This window comes from Castellaniella hirudinis (assembly GCF_042651965.1).
GTDB classification, from domain to species: Bacteria; Pseudomonadota; Gammaproteobacteria; order Burkholderiales; family Burkholderiaceae_B; genus Castellaniella; species Castellaniella hirudinis.
This window is the reverse complement of sequence record NZ_JBHSDY010000007.1, coordinates 266,426-280,293: the sequence shown is the minus strand read 5'-3', so window position 1 is coordinate 280,293 and position 13,868 is coordinate 266,426. Positions and strand designations below refer to the sequence as shown.

General features: G+C 65.6%; 13 protein-coding genes. 5 read left to right on the top strand and 8 right to left on the bottom strand.

Annotation, left to right across the window (positions count from 1 at the left end; genetic code table 11):
- Window positions 1-26 precede the first annotated feature (26 nt).
- From ACFO0J_RS12860 to hydA, 5 genes are all read right to left on the bottom strand, one after another.
- A complete protein-coding gene (locus ACFO0J_RS12860; protein ID WP_376813485.1) occupies window positions 27-821 on the bottom strand; it encodes an anti-sigma factor family protein in 795 nt (264 codons plus the stop codon).
- Between the two features lie 13 nt (window positions 822-834).
- Entirely contained in the window at window positions 835-1,362 is a 528-nt protein-coding gene (locus tag ACFO0J_RS12855) for an RNA polymerase sigma factor (RefSeq protein ID WP_376813484.1), read from the bottom strand.
- A 12-nt stretch (window positions 1,363-1,374) separates the two neighbouring features.
- Window positions 1,375-1,755, bottom strand: a complete 381-nt coding sequence (locus ACFO0J_RS12850) for a COG4315 family predicted lipoprotein (RefSeq protein ID WP_376813483.1) — start codon at window positions 1,753-1,755, stop codon at window positions 1,375-1,377.
- A 161-nt stretch (window positions 1,756-1,916) separates the two neighbouring features.
- Window positions 1,917-4,091 carry a malate synthase G gene (locus tag ACFO0J_RS12845; RefSeq protein WP_376813482.1) on the bottom strand — a complete coding sequence of 725 codons (2,175 nt, stop codon included), beginning with the start codon at window positions 4,089-4,091 and terminating at the stop codon, window positions 1,917-1,919.
- A gap of 208 nt (window positions 4,092-4,299) precedes the next feature.
- Entirely contained in the window at window positions 4,300-5,703 is a 1,404-nt protein-coding gene (gene hydA, locus ACFO0J_RS12840; RefSeq protein ID WP_376813481.1) for a dihydropyrimidinase, read from the bottom strand.
- A gap of 386 nt (window positions 5,704-6,089) precedes the next feature.
- On the opposite strand from hydA, the gene ACFO0J_RS12835 reads away from it, so the two are divergent.
- The 5 genes from ACFO0J_RS12835 to ACFO0J_RS12815 are packed head-to-tail and all read left to right on the top strand — an operon-like array spanning window position 6,090 to window position 10,626.
- Window positions 6,090-7,160, top strand: coding sequence for a TRAP transporter substrate-binding protein (locus ACFO0J_RS12835; protein ID WP_376813480.1), 1,071 nt, complete (start codon window positions 6,090-6,092; stop codon window positions 7,158-7,160).
- Between the two features lie 23 nt (window positions 7,161-7,183).
- Entirely contained in the window at window positions 7,184-7,813 is a 630-nt protein-coding gene (locus ACFO0J_RS12830) for a TRAP transporter small permease subunit (RefSeq protein WP_376813479.1), read from the top strand.
- The gene (locus ACFO0J_RS12825; protein WP_376813478.1) at window positions 7,806-9,104 is read left to right on the top strand and encodes a TRAP transporter large permease; all 1,299 of its coding nucleotides are present in this window, start codon (window positions 7,806-7,808) and stop codon (window positions 9,102-9,104) included. The genes ACFO0J_RS12830 and ACFO0J_RS12825 overlap by 8 nt, the downstream gene beginning before the upstream one ends.
- A 46-nt stretch (window positions 9,105-9,150) precedes the next feature.
- Window positions 9,151-9,879: a maleate cis-trans isomerase family protein gene (locus ACFO0J_RS12820; protein ID WP_376813477.1), complete on the top strand. Its 729-nt coding sequence runs from the start codon at window positions 9,151-9,153 to the stop codon at window positions 9,877-9,879.
- 36 nt (window positions 9,880-9,915) lie between these two features.
- Window positions 9,916-10,626 (top strand): GntR family transcriptional regulator, encoded by a 711-nt coding sequence (locus ACFO0J_RS12815; RefSeq protein ID WP_376813476.1) that lies wholly within the window; start codon window positions 9,916-9,918, stop codon window positions 10,624-10,626.
- An 85-nt stretch (window positions 10,627-10,711) separates the two neighbouring features.
- Here the strand turns inward: ACFO0J_RS12815 and pyk are convergent, their stop codons facing one another.
- The 3 genes from pyk to ACFO0J_RS12800 are packed head-to-tail and all read right to left on the bottom strand — an operon-like array spanning window position 10,712 to window position 13,853.
- The gene (gene pyk, locus ACFO0J_RS12810; RefSeq protein ID WP_376813475.1) at window positions 10,712-12,130 is read right to left on the bottom strand and encodes a pyruvate kinase; all 1,419 of its coding nucleotides are present in this window, start codon (window positions 12,128-12,130) and stop codon (window positions 10,712-10,714) included.
- A complete protein-coding gene (locus tag ACFO0J_RS12805; RefSeq protein WP_376813474.1) occupies window positions 12,127-12,558 on the bottom strand; it encodes a GlcG/HbpS family heme-binding protein in 432 nt (143 codons plus the stop codon). The genes pyk and ACFO0J_RS12805 overlap by 4 nt, the downstream gene beginning before the upstream one ends.
- 32 nt (window positions 12,559-12,590) lie before the next feature.
- Entirely contained in the window at window positions 12,591-13,853 is a 1,263-nt protein-coding gene (locus ACFO0J_RS12800; protein ID WP_376813473.1) for a glycerate kinase type-2 family protein, read from the bottom strand.
- Window positions 13,854-13,868 lie beyond the last annotated feature (15 nt).

Genomic DNA, 13,868 nt, shown 5'->3' with positions numbered 1-13,868 from the left:
GGCGCTGCGAGGGCCTGCCGCTGTGTTCAGTCCATCTGATGGTAGATGGACTCGGCCAGCACGTGCAGCCGTTCGCGCGGCAAGGCGGCGCTGACCGCGTAGCCTTGGTGCCCGTCGATCCAGTAGAAACCTTGGGCCGACGCATCGCCGGCCCACTGGAAGGCCACGGGCGCCGCAGCGTCCGCGTCTTCTCGCGACAGCACCGAGACGTACAGCGTCACGCGCGTGCCGGCTGAATCCTGGTACATGAACTGCGCACGCGCCTGACCGGCCTCGCCTGGCAGCAGGCGGCCACCGATCAGGTGGAAGCCCTGGGCATCGAGTACCGGCACCTTGAGCCGCACCCCCAGCCGCTTGGACAGCCATTGCACCAGGTGTGCCTGCTGCTGCGCCGCGACTTCCACGGGGTGGCGCTGTTCCGGCACGAAGACCGCATGGGCTGCGGCGGCCTCTCGCACGAAGACCGGCAACTGCGCCAGGACGCTCGCCTGTGGCGGTGAGGCGCCCGGTTCCCGGCCGCCCAGGCCGTAGCCCAAACCCAGCCCCAGGCTGAGCATCACCCCGGCCGCCAGTGCGTGCGGCCAGCGCCATTGCAGCGGCGGCCGGCGCAGTGCGTAGCGCAGCCGGGGCGGCACCGGCTCGTCCAGCATCTCGGCCCGCAAGGCCCGCAAGCCGGCGCATTGCGCCTGCAGGGCGGCCACGCGGGCCGCCTCGTCGGGGTGTTCCGACAGCCATTGCGCCACCTCCGCAGCGCGTTTGGGCTCGAGTTCTCCGTCCACCCAGGCATGGAGTGCGGTCTCGTCGGGGCGGTTCATGGACATTGATCGCGTTCCTTCATTTCACGGCCTTCAATGAGGCCCGGGGGGGCGTTTCTCCTTCCATCAGGCGCCGCAACTGTTCGCGCGCCCGCGCCAGGCGGGACATCACTGTGCCGATGGGGATGTCGAGCATCCGCGCCGTTTCGGCGTAGCTGTATTGTTCCATTCCCACCAGCAGCAGCACCTCGCGCGCTTGCGGGGCCAGCAGTGTCAGCGCGCGCTCCAGGTCGAGCCGCAGCCCCATGTCCGGGGTGGGATCATGCCCGGATGCCAGGGTTTCGTCCCAGCCGACCGTGCGTTGATGCGCCGCCTGCCGCCACTGGTTGGCAAACAGGTTGTGCATCAGGGTGAGCAGCCAGCCGCGCAGCGCCGCCTGGACCTGGTCCGCCGATGCTGCGTCGGGGGGGCGCCATTGCGCCCATTTCTGGCAGGCGCGTTCCAGCGTATCCTGCACCAGGTCGTCCGCGCGGGCGGCGTCGCCCATCAGCGCCCGCGCATAGCGGCGCAGGCGCGGGATGTGGGCGATGGCGGCGTCGATGTCCACGCGGGACGGTGTTCAGGGCCTGGCGGTGTGCCAGGCATTGTCGAGGAGGCCGTCCCCCGTTTTGTCGCCGGGCTTGGCATCCTTGCTCCAGTAGTAGAGCGGCCGGCCCTTGTAGGCCCATTGCTTGCTGCCGTCGTCACGGACGACCACGCTCCAGTCGCCGGTGGCGGAGGCCCCCGCAGCCGTCATCAGGGGCGGCCAGTTGGCGGCGCAGCCGCCGTTGCACACGCTCTTGCCGGAGCCTGCGGTGTCCTTGTCGAAGACATAGAGCGTCATCTGGTTGGGGCCGACCAGCATGCCGTTCATGGCGGTGGCCGGGGCCTGCGCCTGCGCCGTGGCGCTGGCGGCCAGCAGCACCGGACCGAGAATCCAGAGGGAAGCGGGACGAATCATGGCAGTTCTCCTTGTGTGGGGGTGACCTGCGGTAAACAGTCCAGGCGGGTGGTTTATTCCATTGACGCCGTATTGAAATGAAAAAATTGAAATGAAAAAACCGCCGCGACCATGGCTGGTCCGGCGGTTTTTTCTGTAGCGGGGCGGCTGCGCGGCAGCGGTCAGGCCTTGGCGGCCAGTTCCGCCTTTTTCACCTGGCGCCAGTGGTGCAGCAGCGGCTCGGTGTAGCCGTTGGGCTGTTCCAGGCCCTTGAAGATCAGGTCGCTGGCGGCCTTGAAGGCGCAGGACGTGTCGAAGTGGCCGTCCATCGGCTCGTAGGCGGCATCGCCAGCGTTCTGCTTGTCCACCACGGCGGCCATGCGGCGCAGGGTTTCTTCGACCTGCGCGCGGGTGGCGACGCCGTGCAGCAGCCAGTTGGCGATGTGCTGGCTGGAGATCCGCAGCGTGGCGCGGTCTTCCATCAGGCCCACGTCATGGATGTCGGGGACCTTGGAGCAGCCCACGCCCTGGTCGATCCAGCGCACCACGTAGCCCAGAATGCCCTGGCAGTTGTTGTCCAGCTCTTGCTGGATCTGCTTGGGCGTCCAGGTGGGCGCGGCGGTGACCGGCACGGTCAGGATGCGGTCGGTGTAGTCCTCGTGATGGTTTTCCAGGGACTTTTGCACGGCGACCACGTCGACCTGGTGGTAGTGCAGGGCGTGCAGGGTGGCGGCGGTGGGCGAGGGCACCCAGGCGGTGTTGGCGCCGACCTTGAGCTGGCCGACCTTCTGTTCCAGCATCGCAGCCATCAGGTCGGGCATGGCCCACATGCCCTTGCCGATCTGGGCGTGGCCGCGCAGGCCGCATTCCAGGCCGCTTTGCACGTTGTTGGGCTCGTAGGCCTGGATCCAGGTCTGGGCCTTCATGTCGTGCTTGCGCACCATGACGCCGGCGCGCATGGAGGTGTGCAGTTCGTCGCCGGTGCGGTCCAGGAAGCCGGTGTTGATGAAGGCCACGCGTTCGGTGGCGGCGGCGATGCAGGCCTTGAGGTTGACGCTGGTGCGGCGTTCCTCGTCCATGATGCCCATCTTGATCGTGTTGGGCGCCAGACCCAGCAGTTGTTCGGTGCGGCCGAAGATTTCGTCGGCGAAGGCGACTTCGTCGGGGCCGTGCATCTTGGGTTTGACGATGTAGATTGAGCCGGTGCGGGAGTTCTTGCGGGCCTTCAGGTCGTGGATGGCGATCAGCGAGGTGCAGACAGCATCCAGGATGCCCTCGGGCACTTCGTTGCCGTCGCGGTCCAGGATGGCCGGGTTGGTCATCAGGTGGCCGACGTTGCGCACGAACATCAGCGAACGGCCGTGCAGCGTGGCGGCGCTGCCGTCGCGCGCGGTGTACTCGCGGTCCGGGTTCAGGCGGCGGGTGATGGTCTTGCCGCCCTTGACCAGGTCCTCGGTCAGGTCGCCCTTCATCAGGCCCAGCCAGTTGCGGTAGGCGAGGACCTTGTCGTCCGCGTCCACGGCGGCGACGGAGTCCTCGCAGTCCATGATGGTGGTCAGGGCCGACTCGACGACCACGTCCTTGATGTGGGCGGAGTCGGTCTTGCCGATGGGGTGGCTGGCATCGAACTGGATTTCGATGTGCAGGCCGTTGTGCAGCAGGACCAGGGCCTGCGGGGCGGCGGCGTCGCCGCGGTGGCCCTGGAAGGCGCCGGCGTCGGCCAGGCCGGTGACGGCGCCGCCGCGCAGCGTGACGCGCAGGTCGCCGTCCACGACGGCATAGCCGGCGGCGTCGCTGTGCGAACCGTGGGCCAGGGGGAAGCTGCCGTCCAGGAACTGGCGGGCGTAGGCGATGACGCGCGCGCCGCGCACCGGGTTGTAGCCGCCGGCGCGGGTGGCGCCGTCGGATTCGGAGATCGCATCGGTGCCGTACAGGGCGTCGTACAGACTGCCCCAGCGGGCGTTGGCGGCGTTCAGGGCGTAGCGGGCGTTCATCACCGGCACGACCAGTTGCGGGCCGGCCTGGGCGGTGATTTCCGTGTCGACGTCGGCGGTGGTGACGGCGACCTGTTCGGGCGCGTCCTTCAGGTAGCCGATGTTCTTCAGAAAGGCGCGGTAGGCGGCCGGATCGGCGATGGGGCCGGGATGCTGGGTGTACCAGCCGTCCAGCGCGGCCTGGAGGCGGTCGCGTTCGGCCAGCAGGGCGCGGTTCCTGGGGGCCAGGTCATGAATGATTGCGGAGAGGCCTTCCCAGAAAGCGGCCGGCTGTACGTCCGTACCCGGCAGGGCTTCTTGCTCGAGAAACTGATGCAGAGAAGCGGCGATCTGGAGTCCATGGCTGGAGATGCGATCGGTCATGATGGTCCTTGGATGATCTTGAATGAAATATATCAATCCTGAATTATAGGCAGTCTTCTATAAGAGTTAAAGGGGCAGGCGTGCTGCTGCCTGTCCTTTGCCTTGTTTTCAAGCCATTGATACGAAACAAAAAAGCACGCCTCGTAAGCGGCGGACGCGCTATATGCCAGTATGGATACTGCGTATTTCGTGCGTATTCGGAGGCGCCTTAGAGCATCGGTTTGTCACAACGCATGAATGCGCCCGCGCCGGGTGTGCCGACGAACTCGAAGTCCTTGCTGACGAGTTTGCCGCGGGCAAGGGTCATGACGGGCCAGCCTGTGACCGTGCGCCCCTCGTAGGGGGTGTAGTCGACGTCATGGTGCAGCATGCTGTTGCGGATGGTGACCTGGCGCTTGGGGTCCCAGAGGGCGATGTCTGCATCGGAGCCCACCATGAGCGAGCCTTTGCGGGGATAAAGCCCGTAGAGCTTCGCCGGCTGGGTGGACGTGAGCGCAACGAATTGGTGGAGGCTGATGCGTCCGCCGTTGACGCCGCCTGAAAACAGCAGGGGCAGGCGTGTCTCCAGCCCGGGGATGCCGTTGGGAATGTATTGGAATTTCTGTTCGCGGCCCTTGAGTTTCTTGCCCTGAGGATCGTCGTAGTTGAACGGGGCGTGGTCCGAGGAAAAAACGGAAAAGGTGCCTTGCGCCAGGCCCTGCCAGACGGCGTCCTGGTTGGCGCTGTCGCGCGGCGGCGGGCTGCAGATGCATTTGGCGCCCTCGTAGTGTCCGTGGCCCAGATCCTCTGCGGTGAGATAGAGGTATTGAGGGCAGGTTTCGGCGAAGATCCGTTGGCCCCGCTGGTGCGCCCAGCGGATTTGTTCGATGGCTTCGCTGCCCGAGACGTGGACGATCAGGATCGGCACGTCGACCAGTTCAGAGAATGTGATGGCCCGGTGGGTGGCTTCGCGCTCTACGGCCTGGGGGCGGGAGGTCGCGTGGTATTGCGGCGTGGTTTTTCCTGCAGCGGCCAGGCGGTCCGTCAGCCAACTGATGCAATCGGAGTTTTCCGCGTGCACCATGACCAGCGCGCCCCCTTGGCGGGCGACGTCCAGCACGTCCAGGATCTGGCGGTCGTTGAGCTTCAGGTCGTCGTAGGTCATGTAGATCTTGAACGAGGTATAGCCCTCGTCGATCAGCGCGGGGAGCTCTTGTTCCAGGATCGCGGGCGCCGGATCCGAGACGATCATGTGGAAGGCATAGTCGATGCAGGATTTGCCGTTGGCGCGCTGGTGGTAGTCGTCCACGGCCGCGCGCAGGGATTGGCCCTTGATCTGCGCGGCGAACGGGATGATGGTGGTGGTGCCGCCGCAGGCCGCCGAGCGTGAGCCGCTGGCGAAATCATCGGCCATGCGCAGGCCGAAGCCTTGGGGCTGATCCAGGTGGCAGTGCGCGTCGACGCCCCCCGGCAGGGCCAGCAGGCCGCCGGCGTCTATGGTTTCCCGCGCGGGCCCGAGATCTGTTCCCAGCGCGGCGATGACGCCGTTTCGGATGCCGATGTCTGCGCTGAAACGGTCCGCTGCCGTGATGATCTCTGCGCCGGTGATGAGGAGGTCCAGTTCTTGTGCCATCGTTGCCCTTGGGGTGCTGTTCCGCCGGTCTTGTCCGGCGTTTCATTGCCAAAACATGTGGTGTGAAAGGCTAATGTGGCGAACGTATTGTCGACATTAGTGTTTACACCTATCAGACAAAATATGTACTCTTTCAAAAGAGGGCATATTTTTTATTTATTCATTTAAATCAATATGATATGAAATTTATTTCGCTGAAATAAAATTGCTTCCCCATGCTTTGGATTGCCGGAGTAATCCGTTTCAAAGCACGTGTTGACAGGATTGTTTTGACAGATTGTACACACGCTGTTTATGCTCTGGTCACCAGGCTGTCCACGGCCTGAAACGCAGCGCCCCGGCATGGGGCGCCACGGCTTATACCTACATCCGGCGAGGAGACAATCATGGGATTTCAAGCAAAACGCCTTTTGATGGCGACGGCGATGGCGTTCACCTGCGTCGCGTCGACTGCCGCCTGGGCTGATCCGGAAACGCTCAAAGTGTTGGGCAACTTCACGGGGAACAAAAAGCAGGTCGATCTGGTCGAGCGGCCGTTCTTCACGCAGCTTGCCAAGGAGACCGGGATTTCATCCCAGGTCGCCTACAGTCCCATGGATCTGGTGAACGTCAAGGCAGCCGATGCCATGCGTCTCCTGAAGGCCGGCGCGTTCGATATCGCATCGGTGCAGATCGGCATGGCCGCGCGCGACGATCCGTTCCTCGAAGGCATCGATCTGGCGGGCGTGGCGACCAATGTCGTGGATCAACGCAAGGTGACTGATGCCATTCGCGATGAGTTCGACAAAGAGGTGCAGAGCCGTTTCAACGTAAAGACCCTGGCGCTGTGGCCCTTTGGCCCCCAGGTCCTGTTCTGCAAGGACCCGATCGAAAAGGCGGCTGACTTCAAAGGCAAGAAGATCCGTACCTTCACCGCGTCCATGGCCACCCTGATTCAGGGCCTGGGCGGATCGCCTGTGACATTGCAGTTTTCCGAGGCCTACCTGGCCCTGCAGCGCGGTGTGGCGGATTGCGGCGTGACGGCCGCGTCCGCGGGCAATAGCGGCAAATGGCCTGAAGTCACTAAATATCAGGTTCCCCTGGCCGTCTCCAGCTCCATGCAGGGGCACTTCGTCAATCTGGATGTCTGGAATCAGTTCTCTCCGGAGAAGCAGCAGGCCTTGACCCAGGCCTTCAAGAAAATGGAAGACGACATGTGGAATCTGGCCACTGGAGTCGATCAGGATGCCGTCCGTTGCAACACCGGCCAGGCGGACTGCAAGGAACACACAAAGTACGACATGACGCTCAATCCGGTCACCCCGGAGGAACTGGCGCAGCTCAAGGGCATCGTGACCCGCCAGGTGCTGCCGGAATGGGCCAAGGGCTGCAATGCGGTCGTGCCGGATTGTGCGGACCGCTGGGTTGCGACTGTCGGCAAGGCCATGGGCTACGGACGTATCGCTGCGGCCAAATAGCCTGACTTCCAGAGGAGCTCCCCATGGCCAGATCGAATGTGATCGTGAATGCCTGCCTGCCGGCGGCGCGCGTGGCGGCATGCATCGCCGGATATGCCTTGGTCGTCTTATCGGTATTGATCACCTATGACGTCATCGTCCGCAAGCTGTTCGATGCCTCGTCCATCGGGACGGACGAAATAGGCGGTTATATCGTGGCGATCATGGCGGCCTTCGGCTTCACGTATGCGCTGTTGCAGCATGCGCATACGCGGATCGATATCTTCTACCAGTGGCTGCCGAAGCGCTTGCGCCTGCTGGCAAACCTGCTGGCCATGGTGGCCATGGCATCGTATGCCTGCTTCCTGGCCTGGCGGGCCTGGGCCACATTGGCGGAAAGTATTGAATACAAAAGCACGTCGAATACGTCGTTGCATACGCCGCAGTGGATTCCGCAATCCGTCTGGCTGTTGGGGCTGCTCCTGTTCGCGATCGTGTCGGTCGCCCTCCTGATCCATGCAGTCTGGCTGATGGTGCGTGGCAATGCATCGCAGGCGCTGCAGTTTTATGGGCCGAAGACGCTCGACGAGGAAATCGAGGAAGAGCGTCTCGACATCGAGGACTTTGACCAGCCGCCCTCATCCGTGCAGGCCCCAGGAGCTCGCCATGATTGATTTCGGCACCGCGTTCATCGGCTTTCTCCTCATGCTGACGTTCATGCTGGTGGGCATCAGCATCGCCGCATCGCTTTTCCTGACGGCTGCCATCGGGGCGCTGGCCTACCTGGGCCTGCCCACCCTCCTGTCCTTCGGCAATACGATGTGGGGGGCCTTGAATGACTTCATCCTGACTTGTATTCCCTTGTTCATCCTGCTGGGGGAAATCCTGGTGCGCGCGGGCGTGACCGACCGGATGTACCGCTCGCTGTCCGGGTGGTTCTCGCGCCTGCCGGGGGGCCTGCTGCACACCAACATCGTGTCGTGCGGCATCTTCGCGGCGATCTCGGGGTCTTCGGTGGCGACGGCCGCCACGATCGGGACCGTGGCCATGCCGGCCATGAAGGCCCGAGGTTACGAAGAAAAAATGGTGCTGGGATCCGTTGCCGCCGGCGGCACCCTGGGCATTCTGATTCCGCCCAGCATCAATATGGTCGTCTATGGGGCGATTACCAATACCTCGATCGGCAAGCTTTTCATTGCGGGGATTGTCCCCGGCATTTTGCTGGCCGGCATGTTCATGCTTTTCATCGCCGTGTACTGCATGATCAAGCCTTCCCTGGCGGGAGAGGCCGAAAAGCCGCAACCTCTGTCCCAGCGCCTGCGTGCGCTGGGCGACCTGATTCCGCCGGCCCTGGTCTTCTTCGTCGTCATGGGCGGGATCTACATGGGCTGGGCGACGCCCACCGAGGCGGCGGCGATCGGCGTCGTGATGTCCCTGCTGGTGGCCGCCTGGTACCGCAAGCTCAGTTTCGCCATGCTGCACGATGCCTTCCTGGCCGCGACCCGCACGACGGCCATGGTGCTGCTGATCATCCTGGGCGCTTTTTTCCTGAACTACGTGGTCGGCATGCTGGGGGTTCCCCAGGCCGTGTCCAACTATGTGGCCGAATTGGGCACCACGCCGCTGGAGACGATCTGGATCCTGGTGCTGCTCTATCTCGTGCTGGGCTGCTTTCTGGAAACGCTGTCCATGATGATCGCGACGGTTCCGGTGATCGTGCCGCTGGTCGTATCGCTGGGCTATGACCCCGTCTGGTTCGGTATCTTCCTGGTGATCATGATGGAACTTTCCCTCATCACGCCGCCGGTCGGTATGAACCTCTACGTCGTTCAGGGGATCCGCGGCAAGGGGTCGATCATCGACGTCATCCGGGGGGCGCTGCCCTTCGTGCTGGCGATGCTGCTGCTGGTGACGCTGGTGATCTATTTCCCCGGGATTGCGTTGTGGCTGCCGTCGAAAATATGAGCCGGGCCGATCACGCCCCGACATCCAAGCTGTGGAGATCATGGATATGACAAAACGAGTTCTGCTGGGCATGCTGACACCGTCGTCCAATACCGCGCTGGAGCCGCTGACCAGCGCGATGGTCAGCGGAATCCCCGGGGTGTCTGCGCATTTCGCCCGCTTTACCGTGACGCAGATTTCGCTGGATCGGCAGTCCCTGGGGCAGTTCGACATCGGCAAGATCCTGGACGCGGCACGGCAATTGGCGGACGCGCGTGTCGACGTGATCGGCTGGAGCGGGACGGCGGCGAGCTGGCTGGGGTTCGAGACCGACGAAGCCTTGTGCCGCGAGATCACGGCGGCGACCGGGATTCCGGCCACGACCTCTGTGCTGGCGCTCAACGAGATCCTGGAAAAGACAGGCGTCAGGAAGCTGGGTCTGGTGTCGCCGTACATCGAATCGGTGCAGCGGCAGATCATGGCCAATTACGAGGCGGCCGGCATCCAGGTGCCTGGAGAGCGGCATGCCGGCCTGCAGGTCAATTTCGCCTTTTCCGAGGTGTCCGAGTCCGAGGTGCTGCGCATGGCCCGCGAGGTCGCCGGATACGGCCCGGATGCCTTGACCGTGATGTGCACCAACGTCAAGGCGGCCCAGTTGGCCGAGCGCATCGAAAGCGAGTTGGGCATTCCTTTGTACGACTCGGTTTCGACGGTGGTCTGGAAGGCGCTGAAAATAGCCGGCGTCGATCCTGCAGGCATACAGGACTGGGGCCGTTTGTTTCGCGAGGTGGCCTGAGCGCATTTTGCTCAAGATGTGCTAAGTTCCGACATCATGCCGACTCAGATCAAGAAAAATGCGGGCCGCCGCAAGCAGGCCGCCATGGATGCCGAGGGCATCTATCAACGGATACAACTGGGGATACTCGAACGGCGCTTGTTGCCCGGGGCCAAGCTGGCCGAGGAACGGCTGGCCGAAGTCACGGGCGTGAGCCGGACCAAGATCCGCGAGGTGCTGGCGCGCCTGGCGCATGAGCAGGTCGTGACCCTGATTCCGAACCGGGGCGCCTATGTCGCGCAACCCACGGTCGAAGAGGCGCGTGAAATGTTCGAGGCGCGGCGCTTGCTCGAGCCGCCCCTGGTGGCCAAGCTATGCCGCCAGGTGACCGCCCAGAACCTGGCGGTCTTGCGCGCTCATCTGGACGAAGAATGCAAGGCGCGCGAGCAGGAAGACATGCGTGCGGTCATCCGGCTGTCCGGTGTGTTCCACATTCACTTGGTCGATATGGTGGCGGGCGGCTTTCTGGCCCGGGCCATCCGCGAGCTGACGGCGCTGACCTGTCTGATCATCACCCTGTACGACAGCCCGGCCGCGTCGGCCTGCCCGCAGAAAGAACATGCCGATCTGGTCGATTGCATCGAGGCGCGCGACGCCGAGGGGGCTCAGCGCCTGATGCGGGAGCACCTGCTGCATATCGAGGGCTCCCTGAATCTGAGCGGCGGGCAGGTGCTGGAGCCGGATTTCGAGGCGCTCTTCGGGCAGTGACCGCACGGATACGAGGCCGCTTCATCGGCCCATACGAAGAGACGCCCCTTGCGAGGGGCGTCTCTGTATCCGCGCTTTGCATCCGTCAGGGGACTTGTGCGATGTGCAGCAGGTTGGTGCTGCCGCTGCGCCCGAACGGCAAGCCGGCGATCACGATCAGCATGTCGCCCGGTTCGGCCAGGCCGGCCTGGCGGGCGGCGGCCGTTGCGCGGTCGATCATTTCGCTGGACTCGTGCAATTGTTCCGGGAAGTGGACCGGGCGCACGCCCCAGGCCAGGGCCAGGCGGCGGGCCGTTTCCGGCTGCGACGTCAGGGCCAGGATCGGCGTGGAGGGGCGTTCGCGGCTGGCGCGCAGGGCGCTGAAGCCCGAGGCCGTGTAGGCCACGGTCGCAGCCGGTTCCAGCAGGCCGGCGACGCGGCGCAGGGCGCAGCAGATGGCGTCGGGGATGTTGGCCTCGGCCGGGCTGTGGGTGGCTTCCAGGTTGGCGCGCCAGGACGGGTCGGACTCGACCTCGCGGATGATGTGCTCCATGATGGTGACCGCTTCGACCGGGAACTGGCCGGACGCCGATTCGGCCGACAGCATGACGGCGTCGGCGCCGCTGTAGACGGCGGTGGCCACGTCGGAGGCCTCGGCGCGGGTGGGCACGGGCGAGGTGATCATGGATTCCAGCATCTGCGTGGCGACGACCACCGGCTTGCCGGCGGCCCGCGCGCGGCGCACGATGCGCTGTTGCAGCACCGGCACGCGCTGCGGGGGCAGTTCCACGCCCAGGTCGCCGCGCGCCACCATGATGCCGTCGGCCTGCGCGACGATGGCGTCCAGGTGCTCGATGGCGGCGGGCTTTTCGAGTTTGGCCATGATCCAGGCGCGGCTGCCGATCAGGCCGCGCGCCTCGACGATGTCCTCGGGGCGCTGCACGAAGGACAGGGCGACCCAGTCCACGCCCAGCGACAGGCCGAATTCCAGGTCGGCGCGGTCCTTGGTCGTCAAGGGCGAGATCGGCAGGATGACGCCGGGCACGTTCACGCCCTTGCGGTCAGACAGCGGGCCGCCCACCATCACGGTGGTTTCGGCGAAGTCCGGGCCGTGGCGGTCCACGCGCAGGCGCAGCTTGCCGTCATCGAGCAGCAGATCGGTGCCGTCTTCCAGGGCGGCGAAGATCTCCGGGTGCGGCAGGTTGGCGCGCTCGGCGCCGCCTTCGGCGGGGTCCAGGTCCAGGCGGAAGGCCTGGCCCGTCGTCAGCACGGTCTTGCCGCCGGCGATCTTGCCCACGCGCAGCTTCGGTCCCTGCAGGTCCATCAGGATGCCGATGGGGCGGCCCAGTTCCTGCTCGACCTGGCGGATGATGCGGTAGCGCTCGGCGTGGTCCTCGTGCGAACCGTGGCTGAAGTTCAGGCGGAACACATTGGCGCCGGCCTGGGCCAGGGCGCGGATCTGCTCAAAGGTGGAGCTGGCCGGCCCCAGCGTGGCCAGGATGCGGGCGCGACGATCGGCTTTCATGCTTGGGCTCCGGTGTAGAGATGATCGGCGCCGTCCAGCGCGGCGACGCCGGCGCGGGCCACCTGGGCGTCCTGCCCGGCCTGCACGCCGGACACGCCGACCGCTCCGATGACGTTGCCGTCGAAATAGATGGGTTCGCCGCCTTCGAGCGGCACGACCGGCATGGACAGGGCGGCGACGCGGCCCTGGTTGACCATGTCTTCGTAGACTTTGCTGGGTTTGCCGCTGAGGACGCAGGCGCGGGCCTTTTCGGGGGCGACCTGGGCGCTCATGAGGGGAGCGCCGTCCATGCGCTGCAGCCACAGGGCGTGGCCGCCGACGTCGCAGATGGCGATGCTGACGTTCCAGCCGCTGCCGCGGGCTTCGGCCTCGGCGGCGGACGCCATGCGGCGCGCGTCCTCCTGGGTCAGGACTCGGATGGTCTTCATGATGATGTGTCTCCTGGGGTGCGCCGCCGGGTTCAGAGAACCAGGATGGCGCGAAAATCGTTGACGTTGGTGAGCGTGGGGCCGGTGACCAGGGAATCGCCCAGGCGCTCGAAAAAGCCGTGGCCGTCGTTGTCGTCCAGATGCGCGCGCGGCGGCATGCCGGCGGCCCAGGCGCGCGCCAGGGTGTCCGGGCCGATCAGGGCGCCGGCGATTTCTTCCTGGCCGTCCACGCCGTCGGTGTCGCCGGCCAGGGCGTGCACGCCTTCGGCGCCGTCCAGGGTGATGGCCAGGGACAGCAGGCATTCGACGTTGCGACCGCCGCGGCCCTGGCCGCGTACGGTGACGGTGGTCTCGCCGCCGGACAGCAGCACGCAGGGCGCGGGGACGGGCTGGTTGTGGGCGCGGACCTGCAGGGCGATGCCGCCCAGGACCTTGCCGACGTCGCGCGCTTCGCCTTCGATGCGGTCGCCCAGCAGCAGCGGCGCGACGCCGGCTTCGCGGGCGACCGTGGCGGCGGCTTCCAGGGCCATCTGCGGCGTGGCGATCAGGTGGGTTTCGACGCGGGCCAGGCGTTCGTCGCCGGGCTTGAGGGTTTCGCCCTCGCCGGATTCCAGCAGCGCGCGGGCGCCCGCCGGCAGCTCGATGCCGTAGCGGCGCACGATGTCCAGCGCGTCGGCGCAGGTGCTGGGGTCGGCCACGGTGGGGCCGGAGGCGATGTCGCAGGGCTGGTCGCCCGGCACGTCGGAGATCAGCAGATTGACCACGCGGGCGGGGGCGCAGGCCGCCGCGAGCCGGCCGCCCTTGATGCCCGACAGGTGGCGGCGCACGCAGTTCATTTCGGAAATCGTCGCGCCGGACTTCAGCAGGGCGCGGTTGATGGCCTGCTTGTCGGCCAGCGTCACTCCGGCGCCGGGCACCGGCAGCAGCGACGAGCCGCCGCCCGAGATCAGGCAGATCACCAGGTCGTCGGCCGTCAGGCCGGCCACCTGTTCGAACAGCCGGCGGGCGGCGGTTTCACCGGCCTCGTCGGGCACCGGGTGGGCGGCCTCGACGATTTCGATGCGCTCGCACGGCACGGCATAGCCGTAGCGGGTGACCACCAGCCCTTCGATGGGGCCGGCCCAGTGGCGTTCGAAAGCCTGCGCCATGGCGGCCGAGGCCTTGCCGGCGCCGATGACGATGGTGCGGCCCTTGGGGCGTTGCGGCAGGAAGGCGGGGATGCAATGCTCGGGCTGCGCAGCGCGCACGGCCGCCTGGAACATGCGGGTGAGGAGTTCGCGGGGCGAAAGGTTCATGGTGCGTCTATCCGA

Coding starts and splice junctions, on each gene's coding strand:
- ACFO0J_RS12850 (WP_376813483.1), bottom strand. CDS start 1,755: ATGATTCGTCCCGCTTCCCTCTGGATTCTCGGTCCGGTGCTGCTGGCC.
- pyk (WP_376813475.1), bottom strand. CDS start 12,130: ATGAAAGCCGATCGTCGCGCCCGCATCCTGGCCACGCTGGGGCCGGCC.
- ACFO0J_RS12815 (WP_376813476.1), top strand. CDS start 9,916: ATGCCGACTCAGATCAAGAAAAATGCGGGCCGCCGCAAGCAGGCCGCC.
- ACFO0J_RS12860 (WP_376813485.1), bottom strand. CDS start 821: ATGTCCATGAACCGCCCCGACGAGACCGCACTCCATGCCTGGGTGGAC.
- hydA (WP_376813481.1), bottom strand. CDS start 5,703: ATGGCACAAGAACTGGACCTCCTCATCACCGGCGCAGAGATCATCACG.
- ACFO0J_RS12800 (WP_376813473.1), bottom strand. CDS start 13,853: ATGAACCTTTCGCCCCGCGAACTCCTCACCCGCATGTTCCAGGCGGCC.
- ACFO0J_RS12835 (WP_376813480.1), top strand. CDS start 6,090: ATGGGATTTCAAGCAAAACGCCTTTTGATGGCGACGGCGATGGCGTTC.
- ACFO0J_RS12825 (WP_376813478.1), top strand. CDS start 7,806: ATGATTGATTTCGGCACCGCGTTCATCGGCTTTCTCCTCATGCTGACG.
- ACFO0J_RS12820 (WP_376813477.1), top strand. CDS start 9,151: ATGACAAAACGAGTTCTGCTGGGCATGCTGACACCGTCGTCCAATACC.
- ACFO0J_RS12830 (WP_376813479.1), top strand. CDS start 7,184: ATGGCCAGATCGAATGTGATCGTGAATGCCTGCCTGCCGGCGGCGCGC.
- ACFO0J_RS12805 (WP_376813474.1), bottom strand. CDS start 12,558: ATGAAGACCATCCGAGTCCTGACCCAGGAGGACGCGCGCCGCATGGCG.
- ACFO0J_RS12845 (WP_376813482.1), bottom strand. CDS start 4,091: ATGACCGATCGCATCTCCAGCCATGGACTCCAGATCGCCGCTTCTCTG.